Origin of the sequence: Lonsdalea populi (genome assembly GCF_015999465.1) — a bacterium.
GTDB classification, from domain to species: domain Bacteria; phylum Pseudomonadota; class Gammaproteobacteria; order Enterobacterales; family Enterobacteriaceae; genus Lonsdalea; species Lonsdalea populi.
In genome coordinates this window covers 3,493,235-3,507,502 of the sequence record NZ_CP065534.1, presented here as the reverse complement: position 1 = coordinate 3,507,502, position 14,268 = coordinate 3,493,235, and the positions used below count along the sequence as shown (strand labels likewise).

Below are 14,268 nucleotides of genomic sequence, written 5' to 3'. Positions count from 1 at the left end.
AATGCAGGCGACTTTACCGCGAGCGGCCCCTCACTGAGAGTGAATATCTCAGCGGAAAATGACGCTCTCTATTTCCGGACTCTCGTGACGGTCTCACAAGGGGTGATGACTTGCTTGATGAGGGAGTCTTCTTGTTACTGCATAAATATGACGAGTTGTCGTCTCGTCAGGAAAGCTTCCAGCCATTTCCCAAATTAGCGAGAAACCCTGTTCAGGTCAAATCCCCTACATAAATCGGTATTTCAAGGATAATATTTACTTATGGCTATGATAAATAAGGTTTTTTACAACAAAAAGAACACATTTTATCAACGCGAAGTCCGGACGAAATGTGAGGTGTATCACTATAATAATGCCGGATTGATGTCCCGACGTGCTGCATTATCTCGACTTAATGGCATCTTATTCTGACAGATTTCCGTTTTTTAACTCATGCCACTGTTTTTTAATCTCTGGTCAACTTCTAATGCGACGCGCGCAGGTGATTAGCAAAATTAATCAAGCCATCCATGACTTTATTTTCACTAAATTAGAATAATTATTCAAAATGGCGGTAAGGGGGACTTGATCGGCGTCATCGCACGCAGGGCGGGGAAAAGGTAGGCTCCTCCCGCGGAGGAGGAAAGTCAGAATATGCAATTACAAAGATTAATCAACATGTTTGGCGGCGATCTCCAGCGTCGTTATGGCGAAAAAATTCACAAGCTGACCCTGCACGGTGGCTTCAACTGTCCGAATCGCGACGGCACCTTAGGCCGGGGAGGCTGCACGTTCTGCAATGTGGCATCGTTCGCCGACGAACAGATGCAGCAGCGCAGTATCGCCGATCAGCTGTCCGCTCAGGCCGGTAAGGTCAATCGAGCCAAGCGTTATCTGGCCTATTTCCAGGCCTACACCAGTACTTACGCGGAGGTGCAGGTTCTGGCATCCATGTATCGCGAAGCGCTGACACAGGCCGATATGGTGGGCCTGTGCGTCGGCACCCGGCCTGATTGTGTCCCGGACGCTGTGCTGGCCCTGCTTTCCGAGTATCGCGAGCAGGGCTATGAGGTCTGGCTGGAGTTGGGCCTGCAAACGGCGAATGACAAGACGTTGTATCGTATCAACCGCGGTCACACGTTTGACTGCTACCAGCAGACGACGCGCCGGGCCAGGGAGCGCGGCCTCAAAGTTTGCACGCATCTGATCGTCGGTCTGCCGGGAGAGGACGAAAAGGATTGTCTGTCGACGCTGCGCCGGGTGGTTGACGCCGGGGCCGACGGTTTGAAGCTGCATCCTCTCCATATCGTTGATGGCAGCATCATGGGCAAAGCCTGGCGCGCGGGTCGATTGCCGGAGCTGCCGCTGGCGCAGTATGTGACTACGGCTGGTGAAATGATTCGTCACACGCCTGCCGATGTGGTCTACCATCGCATCTCCGCCAGCGCCCGTCGTCCGACGCTGCTGGCTCCCTTGTGGTGCGAAAATCGCTGGACCGGGATGGTGGAGATCGACCGCTATCTGTCTCAGCACGGCGTTCAGGGTTCCGCTCTGGGCGATGCGTTCCGTTTTGTTCCCACCTGACGTTATACCCCGTTCTCAAACCCTCTGCTCATTTCCCGCGCATCATCACTTTTACGGTATGATTTGCGGGATCTCGATGAAGGAAGAATTCTATGAAGCAAATTCGGCTATTAGCCCAGTATTACGTTGATTTAATGGTGAGACTTGGGCTGGTTCGCTTTTCCATTCTGCTGGCTTCAGCGCTGGTGCTATTGGCGCTGCTGGTCCAGATGGCGGTGACCATGTTGCTCAGCGGTCAGGTCGAACGCATCGATGTGGTGCGATCCATCTTTTTTGGCCTTCTAATCACGCCCTGGGCGGTTTATTTCCTGTCGGTAGTGGTCGAGCAGCTTGAAGAGTCTCGACAGCGCTTGTCGCGTTTGGTGGCCAAATTAGAGGTGATGCGACATCGCGATCAGGAGCTGAACGCCAAACTGCAAAATAACATCGGCCAGCTCAATCAAGAAATCACCGATCGCATTAAAGCCGAAAAGTCGCGCTTTGAAATGCTCAGCAAGCTGCGCGAAGAAATGGCGCGGCGTGAACAGGCGCAGGTGGAGCTGGAGCAGCAGTCGGCGCTGCTGCGTTCTTTCCTCGATGCGTCGCCGGATCTGGTTTACTACCGCAACGAAAACAAGGCGTTCTCCGGCTGCAACCGCGCTATGGAACTGCTGTTGGGCAAGAGCCAGAAGCAGATGATCGGCCTGACTCCCTTCGACGTCTATCCGCAGGATATCGCGGCCAAGGTGGTTGAGACGGACGAAAAAGTGTTCCGCCATAACGTCTCCCTGACCTACGAACAGTGGCTGGTGTATCCGGATGGACGAAAATCCTGTTTCGAGTTGCGCAAGGTGCCATTTTACGACCATCAGGGTAAGCGGCATGGGCTCATGGGATTTGGCCGCGATATAACGGAACGTAAGCGTTACCAGGACGCGTTAGAGAAAGCCAGCAGGGAGAAGACCACTTTTATCTCAACGATCAGCCACGAGCTTCGCACGCCGCTTAACGGCATTGTCGGCCTCAGCCGAATTTTGCTTGACACCCACCTGGATGCGGAGCAGCGAAAATATCTGAAAACCATTCACGTTAGCGCCATCACCCTCGGCAATATCTTCAACGACGTGATCGAAATGGACAAGCAGGAGCGGCGCAAGGTCCAGCTCGACAACCAGCCGGTAGATTTCATCGGCTTTGTCGCCGATCTGGAAAATCTGGGCGGCCTGCTGGCCGAACCTAAAGGTCTGCAACTGGAGATGGACCTGCAGCAGCCATTGCCGAAATGCATCATCGCCGACGGTACGCGTCTGCGTCAGATTCTGTGGAATCTGCTGAGCAACGCCGTGAAATTTACCCAGAGCGGCAAGGTGGTGATCCGTGTCGGGCACGACCAGAACCATGGCCTGCGTTTCGAGGTTGCGGATTCCGGCATGGGCATCCCGGATGATGAACTCGAAAAAATATTTTCCATGTATTACCAGGTGAAAGATCAGAACGGCGGTAAACCGGCTACCGGCACCGGTATCGGTCTGGCCGTTTCCAAACGGCTCGCGCAAAACATGGGCGGAGATATTCAGGTCACCAGCAAATTGGGCGAAGGCTCCTGCTTCACGCTGACGGTATCCGCACCGATGGTGGAAGAAGCGGAAACACATGAGGACGGCGATGAAACGCTGCCGTTGCCTGCGTTGCATGTCCTGCTGGTGGAAGATATCGAACTGAACGTCGTCGTCGCGCGTTCGGTGCTGGAAAAACTGGGTAGCAGCGTTGAAGTGGCGATGACCGGTCAGGAAGCGCTGGCGATGTTCGACCCCGAAGAGTTCGACCTGGTGTTGCTGGATATCCAACTGCCGGACATGACCGGACTGAATGTGGCGCGCGAGCTGCGTATCCGCTACGGCCAGAAAACGTTGCCTCCGCTGGTGGCGCTGACCGCCAACGTGCTGAAGGACAAGAAAGACTATTTGGATGCGGGCATGGATGACGTGCTGAGCAAACCGCTGGTGGTTCCGGCGCTCACGGCGATCATCAAACAGCACTGGGATGCTCCCGAACATCGCGCGCCAGAGACGGTCGCCGATGCGACAGTCGATGACTCCACCCTTGAGTCGTTGCTGGACGTCGCCATGTTGCAGCAGTACCTGGATTTGGTCGGCCCCTCGCTGATTCACCAGAGCCTGGAGATGTTCGAGCAGATGATGCCGGGTTATCTGGCGGTGCTGGAGTCCAACATGACGGCGCGCGACCAGAAGGGCATCGCAGAAGAAGGTCACAAAATCAAGGGCGCGGCGGGGTCTGTCGGGTTGCGGCATCTGCAGCAGGTGGCTCAACAGATTCAAACGACGACGTTGCCTGCATGGTGGGACAATGTGCATGAATGGATTGACGAGTTGAAACAAGATTGGCGACATGATGTCGGCGTGTTGAAAGCGTGGGTGGCCAAGGCTGGAAAAAAATGACCCCGACCGAAGCCGGGGTGCGCGAATTATGCGCCAACACCAGGGAAACTGGTACACCTGCCATTGATTTCAGGTTTGTTGGCTCGCAAGTGTAGTAAGTACATTTCAGGCAACTGACAACATAGCAAAATGCCGTTGCTCGTTACGAGTATCATTAAAATGTGTGATGTAGATTAGTGTTTGTCAATTAAAAAATCAATTAGTTGATGTAATGAAATGAGGACTTAATGATGAAAAAAGTCGGTGTCGTACTCAGCGGATGTGGTGTTTATGATGGTTCAGAAATCCACGAAGCTGTCTTGACTCTACTTGCAATCGACCGAGCCGGAGCTGAAGCCATCTGCTTTGCGCCGGACAAAGATCAGCGGCGTGTCGTGAATCATCTTAGTGGCCAAGTGACTGATGAAAAACGTAATATCCTCGCGGAGTCAGCACGGATCGCACGTGGAAAAATCCAGCCTCTGTCCGCGGCTGACGCGGAACAGCTCGATGCATTGATTGTTCCCGGTGGTTTCGGCGCGGCGGAAAATTTAAGTGATTTTGCGACCCGAGGAAGCGAGTGTCAGGTCGATGAAGAATTAAAAATACTCACCCAGGAAATTTATAAGAAAAGTAAACCAATTGGTTTTGTTTGCATCTCCCCAGCCATGTTGCCAAGACTGCTGGGTGCTCCTGTCAGACTTACAATTGGTAACGATATCGATACAGCGGAAGCCATCGAAGCGATGGGGGGAATGCACGTGACTTGTCCGGTTGACGACATTGTTGTAGATGCAGAACACAAAGTTGTGACGACCCCGGCCTACATGCTAGCGAACTCCATCGGCGAGGTTGCTAGGGGAATTGAGAAACTGGTTGCCCATGTTTTGGAATTGACGAAATGAAATCAGGCCGAGCCCTAAGTCATTTTGCGAGTGGTTTTAAACGCGCTATTGTCCGGGCCGTTGTGATCATTCTGGGGATCTGGTTGCTGGCGATTGCGTTGTTTGCCTTTCTGCCGGTTCCCTTCTCGGCGGTGATGATCGATCGTCAGGTCAGCGCGTGGCTGCGCGGTGACTTTTCTTATATCGCCCATTCCGAGTGGGTTTCAATGGATGAGATTGCCTATGCCATGCCGCTGGCGGTGATTGCGGCGGAAGACCAAAAGTTTCCACAACATTGGGGTTTCGACCTCGTTGCGATCGATGCCGCCTTGCGGCATAACGAAGAGAATGAAGGACGCATTCGCGGTGCTTCCACTCTGTCTCAGCAAACGGTCAAAAATTTGCTGTTGTGGGATGGGCGCAGCTGGGTGCGCAAAGGACTTGAGGCCGGCTTGACGACGGTGATGGAGCTGACGTGGAGCAAGCGCCGGATTCTGACCGTCTACCTTAATATCGTGGAGTTTGGCCCCGGGATTTTCGGTGTTGAAGAGGCTTCCCGGCATTTTTTCCACAAGTCGGCCAGTCGCTTAACCGCCAGCGAGGCGGCGTTGCTGGCTTCTGTATTGCCCAATCCTATTCGCTTTCGCGTCGACAGACCCTCGGGCTATATGATTCGCCGACAACAGTGGGTACTTCGTCAAATGAGCCAGATTGGTGGTGAAGCCTTCCTTAAAAACAACGAGTTACGATAATGCTACGGTTCCGTTTCTAAAACTCCCGGCGCTTATCGCAGGATTTATCGATCCGTCCAGCATAGTCTGCGTCGAGAAGGCCAAAAAAAACAATAGCCAGGCTAATGTATTCGTAAATCCAGCATGATGTTCTGCCACTTCGCGGCATTTTCAGGCAATGCGGCCAAGCCATCGATGGGGTGCAAAACAAAGTCATTCTGCCATCGGCATCGCGGGTATGAAGGGATATTGGGCGGTGAGGTGAGTCAACGACAGGACCAGGAAGTCCTGAGCCCGCCGTGAAAGCGGGTCAGGCATGTTGTGTTTATTCCAGATAGGTAAATGCTGTGGTGACATGTTTGACGCCGCTGACTTTGCTGGCGATTTGCGCTGCGGCGGCGCCCTCGCGACGAGTGACCAGCCCTAACAGGAAGACTTCGTTGTTTTCAGTGGTCACTTTGACGTTAGAGGACTTGACCTGATCGCTGGCCAGCAACTGAGAGCGTACTTTGGTGGTGATCCAGGTATCCATTGAAGCGGTGCCCAGGCTAATTGGCGTTCCCTGACGGATTTCGTTATACACCTCCGTCGTACCTTCCACACCCAGTGCAATCTGCCTGGCTCGACTGGACAGCTCCGCCTTCGGCGACTGCCCGGTCAACAAGACTTTGCCCTGATACACCGTCGCAACGATGCGGGCTTCTTTACTTAACTGCTGGTCTTTTGCCAACGTATTGGAAACGCGCATTTCCAACGTACCATCATCAACCTGAGTCCCTACCGTGCGGGGATCGGTCGCGGTTTTGGTCGCGACGGCTGCGCTGCCGATAGCGACCGCGCCGATACAACCTTGTAGCAGCAGAGCGGCGGACAGCACGGCAATGCAAGAATATATCCTCATGAGGCACTCCTTAATCGTTCTGGTGTGGGAAGAGCGTGTTGTCTATCAGATCGCACAAGCAGTTCACAGTCAACATGTGCATTTCCTGAATTCGAGCGTTGCGGTGCGACGGGATGCGAATTTCCACATCCTGTTGTCCCAGCAAACCAGCAAGTTCGCCGCCATCGTAGCCGGTTAACGCAACGATGGTCATGTCACGGGTCACGGCGGCTTCTACCGCTTTAACGATGTCGCGGCTGTTTCCATGCGTGGATATCGCCAGGAGGATATCCCCCGCATGTCCTAAAGCCCGGACCTGTTTTGCATAGATCTCCTCGTGCAACCGGTCGTTTGAAATCGCCGTCAGCACCACGTTGTCGGCGTTCAGCGCGATAGCGGGCAGGCTGGGACGCTCCGTTTCGAAACGATTAATCATATTGGCGGCAAAATGCTGGGCGTTGGCGGCGGAAGTGCCGTTCCCGCAGCTCAGGATTTTGTTGCCGTTGAGCAAAGATTGCACCATTGTGACCGCTGCCCGTGAGATGGCATCCGGCAAGGCTTCTGCCGCGGCGATCTGGGTTTGGATGCTCTCGGTAAAACAGACTTTAATTCTATCCAGCACGTTTGGGTAACCTATTCTTTTGTTTTCGGAATTAACCAATTATTCCTGATTGCCGAACGCGTTCGGCAACCACTCCATCTGGTCGCCGGTGATAGCCAGTACGTCGAAACGACAGTCGGTATGTTCGAAGCCGCCGCCTTGATGTGATAGCCACACTGCGGCCGTCCGCAGTAACTTTTGCTGCTTGCGTCGGGTCACGCTGGCGGCTGCGCCGCCAAAGTCCGCGTTACGCCGGTAGCGTACTTCTACGAAAACCCATATCGGGCCGTCGCGCATGATCAAATCCAGCTCGCCGCCGCGTAGCGTCACGTTGCCCGCGACAAACATCAGGCCCGCGCGCTCCAGGTAGCGCCGAGCCCGTCGTTCGTAATCGTTCCCAGTTTCGCGGGTCTTCAGGATGCAGGCACCAGTTGCCCCTGGCGGAACTGTAGCCAGGTGAGTTTGCGGTTCACTACGCAATCCGGCGTAGCGCTCAGTTGCCCTGTCGAACCCTCCAGACGATAGCCCGGCGGTTGACGCAGTGAGGAGAAGTTGTTCGCCAGCGTCCAGGCATCCATTCCCATAGCAAACAGGCGTACCAGCGAGTAGTCGTTACGGAACTGAGCGGTAGTCTGCTGCATCAGCGACGGATTCGCCCCTGTCAGCAGCGGAATATCGCTAAACTGCAGCCCTTCCATTTCCAGACGGAAATCGGGTCCGAAACCGGCCTGATTGCTGCGTGAGCTGGCATAGAGCGCGGCGCGAGCGCGTGATTTGTTGCGCAAGTCGATCATGGGTTTGATTAACGATAGCTCGTCCGGTGTGGCGATGATATAGACCGCATCTACGCCGCCTGCGCTGGTTTCAGCTGGTGTTGGAGGCACCTGAGCCGGAATATTGAGGCCGCCGATGGTGGTGCTTGACTGTGGTTGAGGTGACGTTGGTTCAGCGACAATCGGCTGCCCGCTCAGTGAAATGCCTGCGCCGTTGTTGATGGCCTGTTTCAACTCGGCGGTGCTGCCGATGCGCTGCTGTAACGGCGCGGCGCCGCCCTGTTGCTGCCAGGCGGCAGCGAAAGCGGCCGTCACGCGATCGCCTAGACTGCCGCGCGGCGCTAGAACCAGCGGCTGCTGTTTACCCTGACTATGAATGAACTGCGCAGCATCCCGAGCTTCATCTTCCGGCGACAGGGCGAAATAGCAGATATTGGGGCTCGGCTGCACGTGCTCCGGCTGATTCAGCGCCAGCACCGGCAGCGTGGTTTGGGCCGCCGGTAATTGCTCTACGTCATTTTTGAGCAGCGGCCCCACAATCATGGTGGCCCCGTCTTTTTGCGCCTGAGCAATGACGTTGGCCAGCTGCTGGCCGGTCGTGTCATAGACTTTCACCGCCACGCGGCTGGATGTTGGATCGGGCGTAGCGGCTGTGCTGTATGGCGCCGGGGCAGCGGTCACGGAAGCCGGTTGTTCTTGCGCTGGTGCCGCTAGTGCCTGATTCGCCGTCGCGGCGGGAGTAGAGTCTTCCGGCGTTGTGGTTATCGGAGCAACCTCTGGCGTTTGCACCGGAGCATTCGGCATGGCCTGGCCGTCCCGTGCTGCGCTGAAACCGGCCTGAATGGCTTTCGAATAGACCTGCGCCTGACCGTTTAACGGCAACAGCAGCGCAATACTGCCGGAGGTCGACAGATTCGGCCCTGTCCCCTGCTGCATTAACACCGTCGGCAGCGTTTTAGCAGCCGGGTGACGCGGATAACGCGCTTGCCAGTCGGCAATCGCCGTTTTCAGTTCTGCAGGCGCTGCGGTTTTGCTTTGATAGGTCGTCAGCAGGTCGAGCCAGCCCGCCAGGGTATTCTCGTCGGCGTTGATCGCGATGGAATCGATGATCTGAGGACTAAGGCGCGTGAGCGCAGACCAGGTCAGATCGATGTTGCGCTGGCGGGCATCGCTCTGCAACTGCGGTTCCTGAGCGATATACGCGCGGAGCAGCGTCAGCGACGGTTGCGCTTGATTGGCGCTAATCAACGCCTGGTAGTAGCGTTCTTGTTGCTGGCCGGACAGCGCGTTGACATCCAGCGGGGACAATGCGCCGTTGGCGGCATTCATATCATTGCGTGCGACCGCCAGTTCTGCATTCAGCAGACGCTGTTCGAGCTGTTGTCTGTCGTTGAGCGAAGCGGGCAGGGCGCTCCACTGCGCGAGGGCCTGAGGCAGCTTGCCTTCCTGAATCAGGGCATGAATAGCAAGTAATTGCCAGTCAGCCTTGTTATCATCCCCGCCTTGCTGCATCTGCTGTAGGTAATAATCAGATGCGGCACCAGCCTTTACCGCCACTTGCTGGTTAGACGGATTTTGGGGTGCCTGGCTTGGGCAGCCCGCGAGAAATAGTGCCGCCAACACAACAGGAATGACTCGGCCTATATGGGCGCGGACATAATTTAAGGGAAGCATACTGTATCCAGTGATAAATTCAGAGATGCTCAATATTAAATCGGCAACCCGGATGAAACAATGAAACAAGACCAACAAGCAGAGATTTCCGCCTCTACCCTTTACATTGTCCCGACGCCTATCGGCAACCTGGGAGACATTACTCAGCGCGCGTTGGACGTTTTGAAAAGCGTCGATCTCATTGCGGCGGAGGATACTCGTCATACCGGTTTATTGTTACAGCATTTCGCGATTAATGCGCGGCTGTTCGCACTGCACGATCACAATGAACAACAGAGAGCGGAACAATTGCTGAGCCGTTTGCAAAGTGGAATGAGCGTGGCGCTGGTTTCTGACGCGGGAACGCCGTTGATTAACGATCCGGGTTATCACGTGGTGAGGCTGTGCCGTGAAGCGGGGGTGCGCGTAGTGCCGCTGCCGGGGGCGTGTGCGGCGATTGCCGCGCTTTCCGCCGCGGGGCTGGCGTCGGACCGTTTCTGTTATGAAGGATTCCTGCCGGCGAAAACAAAGGCGAGAAAAGACACGCTGCAGGCGATGCTGGAAGAGCCGCGTACATTGATTTACTACGAGTCCACGCATCGATTGCTGGATAGCCTGCGCGATATGGTCGCCGTACTGGGACCGCAGCGTTATGTCGTGCTGGCGCGTGAGCTCACTAAAACCTGGGAGTCCATTTATGGCGCGCCGGTGGCCGAGCTTCTGGCGTGGGTAGAAGAGGACGATAACCGCCGCAAAGGCGAAATGGTGCTGATCGTTGAAGGATATCATCCCGACGACAGCGCGTTGCCCGCGGAGGCGCTGAGAACGCTGGCGCTGCTGCAGGCCGAGCTACCCCTGAAAAAGGCGGCGGCGCTGGCCGCCGAGATCCACGGCGTGAAAAAGAACGCTTTGTACCGTTATGCGCTGGAGCAAGACGGTACAAAGTGAGCCAACGGGGATGACAAGGGCGACGATTTGCCCTATCATCCGCGCCGGAGTTGACCAGACAGTCGCCGCTTCGTTGCCGTCCCTTTCGGGGGAGACAGATGGAGGGGAGGAAAGTCCGGGCTCCACAGGGCAGGGTGCCAGGTAACGCCTGGGGGGCGCAAGCCCACGACAAGTGCAACAGAGAGCAAACCGCCGATGGCCTGCGTAAGCGGGATCAGGTAAGGGTGAAAGGGTGCGGTAAGAGCGCACCGCGCGGCTGGCAACAGATCGTGGCACGGTAAACTCCACCCGGAGCAAGGCCAAATAGGGGTTCACATGGTACGGCCCGTACTGAACCCGGGTAGGCTGCTTGAGCCAGTGAGCGATTGCTGGCCTAGATGAATGACTGTCCACGACAGAACCCGGCTTAACGGTCAACTCCCTCACTCTCGACCGGCGTGTTGCTGATGCAATGCGCCGGTTTTTTTATTTCACGATGACTTCTCCACGCAGCCCGGGCTCTGACACGGCAAAGCGATCCATGAAGGCATAACCCTCTCCAAGCGGTAGCTGGAAAGACAGGATGCCAAGGTTAATTGCGCCTCGCCGCATAGCCTTCTGGCAGTTCGGAGGGCGCGCAGGCGATCACCTCCTGGTTGTTCTGGCCACAGTCTTCAACGAAGGTGACCTGCGCGAACTCGTCGATCACCAGCTTCGGATAGGTCGGCCCGGCATCGCGATAGCTGCGCATCAGATCAAGGTGCTCGTTCTGTAAGCAGACCGTCTTGCCCGGGTCTTTGGCGACCCATTGCGGGAAGAAAATGACCCCGTGCAACTGTTTCTCATGGAAATTGATCGCTACGCTGACCGTCGTGCCGGTGGGTTCATCCCAGGAGATTTTGCACACGTCGTCGGAGAGCCGGACGATGTGGACCTCTTGGTCGCGTACCCAGCGCCCGCCGACGATGCCGCTGTGAATGCGATAGTCGATGGTGCGGTCGTTCTTCAGATATATCTCGTATTGCCAACCGTTCTCGTAGGTATAGATGAAATGCTTGCCGATGAACTGGGTGAGCTGTTCCGGTTTGGTGGACTCAAAAGGATCTGGCATAGAATATCTCCTGGTTTTGTAGCGATTTATGGCTGGTTTAGATGAGGGGGTATTGTTATCTTAGGTATAGGTATAAATTCTATCCAATGCTTTGTTTCATTTGATAGATACTTTACAGGTATGGGGTGAGTGAAATGGAACTGCGTCATCTCCGCTATTTCGTCGTCGTTGCAGAGACCGGGAGCTTCACCGCCGCCGCCAAACGTCTGAATACGGTGCAACCCTCGCTGAGCCGGCAAATTCGCGATCTGGAGTCCTACGTCGGCACCTCGTTATTCGAACGTTCGGGCCGTCATATCGAATTGACCCAGGCCGGTCGTGCGTTCCTGGACGAGGCTCGACTCACTCTAGCTCAGGCCGACCGCGCAGTAGAACGGGCTCGGGAGGTTGCGCGCGGGCAGTCGGGGCGCTTGACGCTGGGATTTGTGTTCGGCGTGGAGGCCGAACAACTGATGCGGGTGATGAATGCGCTGCATGGAGAACTGGAGCATGTTGAGCTGGCGATGCACAGCCAGTCTTCCCCCGTGCTGATCACACAGCTAAAGGAACGGCAGATCGATGCGGCGTTCATACGGCCTTCCCGTCAGGCGCAAGGACTGAGTATCCAAACGCTGCGCAGCGAAAAACTGATCGCCGCACTGCCTGCCAATCACCCCTTGGCACAGGAATCTGTCATCCATCTCGCGCAATTCGTCGGGGAGCCTTTTATCTGTGTCACGCGCGAGCATGCGCCGGTGCTGTACGATGCCATCCATGATTACGCCAATCGACACGGCGTGGCGCTGGATGCGGCCTATCAGTCGGAGAACCTAATGATGGCTCTCTCGTTAATCAACTCGGTTGGCGGTGTATGTCTGCTGCCGGAACAATCGGTCCGGCTTTTCCCTCAAGGTATCGTGGCGCTGCCGCTAGCTGAAGCGTCGCCCACCATCGAATTGGCTCTGGCCTGGCATCCGGAAAATCGCTCGGCGGCCCTGACGGCGTTCCTGGCCGCCTTTCGGGAACGGCAGCACATCGGCAGCACGGACGGCGTTTTCGATATGTACAGATAGCGGACTTGCCGCGCATCTCTTCTTCAGTCCTCTTCTTTCCGAGCATAAGACTCATCCAGCCGCGTCTGACCGTCCCTTGTGAAAACCGTCGTTTAGTCTGTCGATTCAAATTTTTTGATGGTCTTGGTCATGGTTATCCGACGATTTTATGCCCCTTCTGCGCGTACAGTAGCGCTTACGACTCGCGCGATTTCCACTTTATCAGAGGTACTGTTATGAACGTTTCCCGGATGCCCGCACTTTTCCTCGGTCATGGTAGCCCGATGAACGTCCTGGAAGACAATATCTATACGGCGACGTGGCGGAAATTGGGTGAAGCGTTGCCCCGGCCGAAGGCGATAGTGGCCGTCTCCGCCCATTGGTTTACCCGCGGCACTGCGGTGACTGCGATGAACGCGCCGCGGACGATCCATGATTTCGGCGGTTTTCCACAGGCGCTCTTTGATACCCAATATCCTGCACCGGGATCTCCGGCGCTCGCTCGTCAGATCCAGCAATTGCTGGCACCCGTTCAGGTGCATCTCGACGAGCGTGAATGGGGGCTGGATCACGGCAGTTGGGGCGTATTAATCAAGGTATTCCCGCAGGCGGATATTCCGGTAGTGCAGCTGAGCGTCGATGGTACACAGCCGGCGGAGTATCACTATCAACTGGGGCGGCGTTTGTCCGCGCTGCGCGATCAGGGGGTGATGATGGTCGCCAGCGGCAACGTTGTCCACAACCTGCTTCAGGTGAAGTGGGAAGGGGATATGACGCCGTATCCCTGGGCTAGCGTCTTTAACCAGTTTGTCCGCGACAACCTGACGTATAGCGGCGACAAACACCCGCTGGTGAACTTCATGCAGCACCCCGATGCGGCAATGGCTAACCCATCCCCGGATCACTTCCTGCCGCTGCTGTATGTCTTGGGCTGCCGACGTGATAAAGAGCCGGTATCGATACTGGTCGACGGTATCGAAATGGGCTCTCTCAGTATGCTATCGGTGCAGGTTGGCTGATGATGTCGAACGCAGAAGCGCCGAGTGAGCGGCTCTTGCGTACATTCACTCCGTGTTAGGTTGGTTTAGGGCGCCGAGTGTCCTTCAATGAAGGCGATCATATTGTCTGCGCCCTCTTTCAACTGCGGCGTGGCGTCTGGGTTGTTTAAGGCTTTTCCAGCCCACTGTCTGGCTTGCTCTAAATCTCTCGGCAACTGCGGGTGCTTGCTCAACACGACAGACATCAGTATTTGCGCGGGAGCGAAACCGGCTTCTGCCGACTTTTTCAGGTAAATCAGTCCGCTTTCCGGGTCGTTTTCATTGGGCATTCTGCCAAGGTAAATTTTGCTTAGCCGGAATTGCGCCCGCGCGTCGTTGGCGTCCGCTTCCTGCTTCAACCATTCAATGCCTTCCGCCCGGTATGGCGGCCAGTTACTGTGAAGCAACCGATCGGTGAGCTGATGTCGGTCTTCTTCGCTGCCGTGCTCCGCCTTTTCTCTCAACGTCCTGAGCAGTTGTTCTTCCCGGGTGATTTCCTGCGCCAAAGAGTGGGGCGTCGTTTCTGGCGCGGCGAATTCGTATTGCGCGAACGAAGCCGCATGAAGACCGAGTAGCAGTGCCATCACCAGCATGTTTTTCATGATCGTCCCTTGTGTTCAATTCCATCAAAAAATAAAGCAGCCCTTATCGAGATGAATC

At 55.7% G+C, this 14,268-nt stretch carries 13 protein-coding genes and 1 other RNA gene; 8 read left to right on the top strand and 6 right to left on the bottom strand.

Going from position 1 to position 14,268, the window contains the following annotated elements; genetic code table 11:
- Nucleotides 1-633: 633 nt before the first annotated feature.
- The 4 genes from I6N93_RS15500 to mtgA all read left to right on the top strand — a co-directional run bounded on the left by I6N93_RS15500 (nt 634) and on the right by mtgA (nt 5,616).
- Nucleotides 634-1,563 carry a TIGR01212 family radical SAM protein gene (locus tag I6N93_RS15500; protein ID WP_085685782.1) on the top strand — a complete coding sequence of 310 codons (930 nt, stop codon included), beginning with the start codon at nt 634-636 and terminating at the stop codon, nt 1,561-1,563.
- Nucleotides 1,564-1,655: 92 nt separating this feature from the next.
- Entirely contained in the window at nt 1,656-4,001 is a 2,346-nt protein-coding gene (arcB, locus tag I6N93_RS15495; RefSeq protein WP_085685780.1) for an aerobic respiration two-component sensor histidine kinase ArcB, read from the top strand.
- Nucleotides 4,002-4,231: 230 nt separating this feature from the next.
- Nucleotides 4,232-4,885, top strand: a complete 654-nt coding sequence (gene elbB / locus I6N93_RS15490) for an isoprenoid biosynthesis glyoxalase ElbB (RefSeq protein ID WP_085685920.1) — start codon at nt 4,232-4,234, stop codon at nt 4,883-4,885.
- Nucleotides 4,882-5,616, top strand: coding sequence for a monofunctional biosynthetic peptidoglycan transglycosylase (gene mtgA, locus I6N93_RS15485; protein WP_085685778.1), 735 nt, complete (start codon nt 4,882-4,884; stop codon nt 5,614-5,616). The genes elbB and mtgA overlap by 4 nt, the downstream gene beginning before the upstream one ends.
- Before the next feature lie 304 nt (nt 5,617-5,920).
- Here the strand turns inward: mtgA and dolP are convergent, their stop codons facing one another.
- The 4 genes from dolP to I6N93_RS15465 are packed head-to-tail and all read right to left on the bottom strand — an operon-like array spanning nt 5,921 to nt 9,523.
- Entirely contained in the window at nt 5,921-6,496 is a 576-nt protein-coding gene (dolP, locus tag I6N93_RS15480) for a division/outer membrane stress-associated lipid-binding lipoprotein (RefSeq protein WP_085685776.1), read from the bottom strand.
- A 10-nt stretch (nt 6,497-6,506) separates the two neighbouring features.
- The gene (gene diaA / locus I6N93_RS15475) at nt 6,507-7,097 is read right to left on the bottom strand and encodes a DnaA initiator-associating protein DiaA (protein WP_085685919.1); all 591 of its coding nucleotides are present in this window, start codon (nt 7,095-7,097) and stop codon (nt 6,507-6,509) included.
- 39 nt (nt 7,098-7,136) lie between these two features.
- Nucleotides 7,137-7,493: a YraN family protein gene (locus I6N93_RS15470; protein WP_232100171.1), complete on the bottom strand. Its 357-nt coding sequence runs from the start codon at nt 7,491-7,493 to the stop codon at nt 7,137-7,139.
- Entirely contained in the window at nt 7,490-9,523 is a 2,034-nt protein-coding gene (locus tag I6N93_RS15465; RefSeq protein WP_085685774.1) for a penicillin-binding protein activator, read from the bottom strand. Before I6N93_RS15465 ends, I6N93_RS15470 begins: the two co-directional genes overlap by 4 nt.
- 60 nt (nt 9,524-9,583) lie before the next feature.
- Between I6N93_RS15465 and rsmI the strand changes: the two genes are divergently transcribed.
- Complete coding sequence (gene rsmI / locus I6N93_RS15460) at nt 9,584-10,450, top strand: 16S rRNA (cytidine(1402)-2'-O)-methyltransferase (RefSeq protein ID WP_085685772.1); 867 nt, start codon at nt 9,584-9,586, stop codon at nt 10,448-10,450.
- Nucleotides 10,451-10,496: 46 nt separating this feature from the next.
- Nucleotides 10,497-10,875: RNase P RNA component class A (gene rnpB / locus I6N93_RS15455), an RNA gene on the top strand.
- A 146-nt stretch (nt 10,876-11,021) separates the two neighbouring features.
- Here rnpB and I6N93_RS15450 read toward each other — a convergent pair.
- On the bottom strand, nt 11,022-11,540 hold the full coding sequence (locus I6N93_RS15450) for a phenolic acid decarboxylase (protein ID WP_085685770.1): 519 nt from the start codon (nt 11,538-11,540) through the stop codon (nt 11,022-11,024).
- Between the two features lie 134 nt (nt 11,541-11,674).
- Between I6N93_RS15450 and I6N93_RS15445 the strand changes: the two genes are divergently transcribed.
- The gene (locus I6N93_RS15445) at nt 11,675-12,592 is read left to right on the top strand and encodes a LysR substrate-binding domain-containing protein (RefSeq protein WP_085685768.1); all 918 of its coding nucleotides are present in this window, start codon (nt 11,675-11,677) and stop codon (nt 12,590-12,592) included.
- 215 nt (nt 12,593-12,807) lie between these two features.
- On the top strand, nt 12,808-13,590 hold the full coding sequence (gene ygiD / locus I6N93_RS15440) for a 4,5-DOPA-extradiol-dioxygenase (RefSeq protein WP_099017408.1): 783 nt from the start codon (nt 12,808-12,810) through the stop codon (nt 13,588-13,590).
- Between the two features lie 65 nt (nt 13,591-13,655).
- Here ygiD and I6N93_RS15435 read toward each other — a convergent pair whose 3' ends face one another.
- Entirely contained in the window at nt 13,656-14,210 is a 555-nt protein-coding gene (locus tag I6N93_RS15435; protein ID WP_085685766.1) for a tetratricopeptide repeat protein, read from the bottom strand.
- Nucleotides 14,211-14,268: the final 58 nt, after the last annotated feature.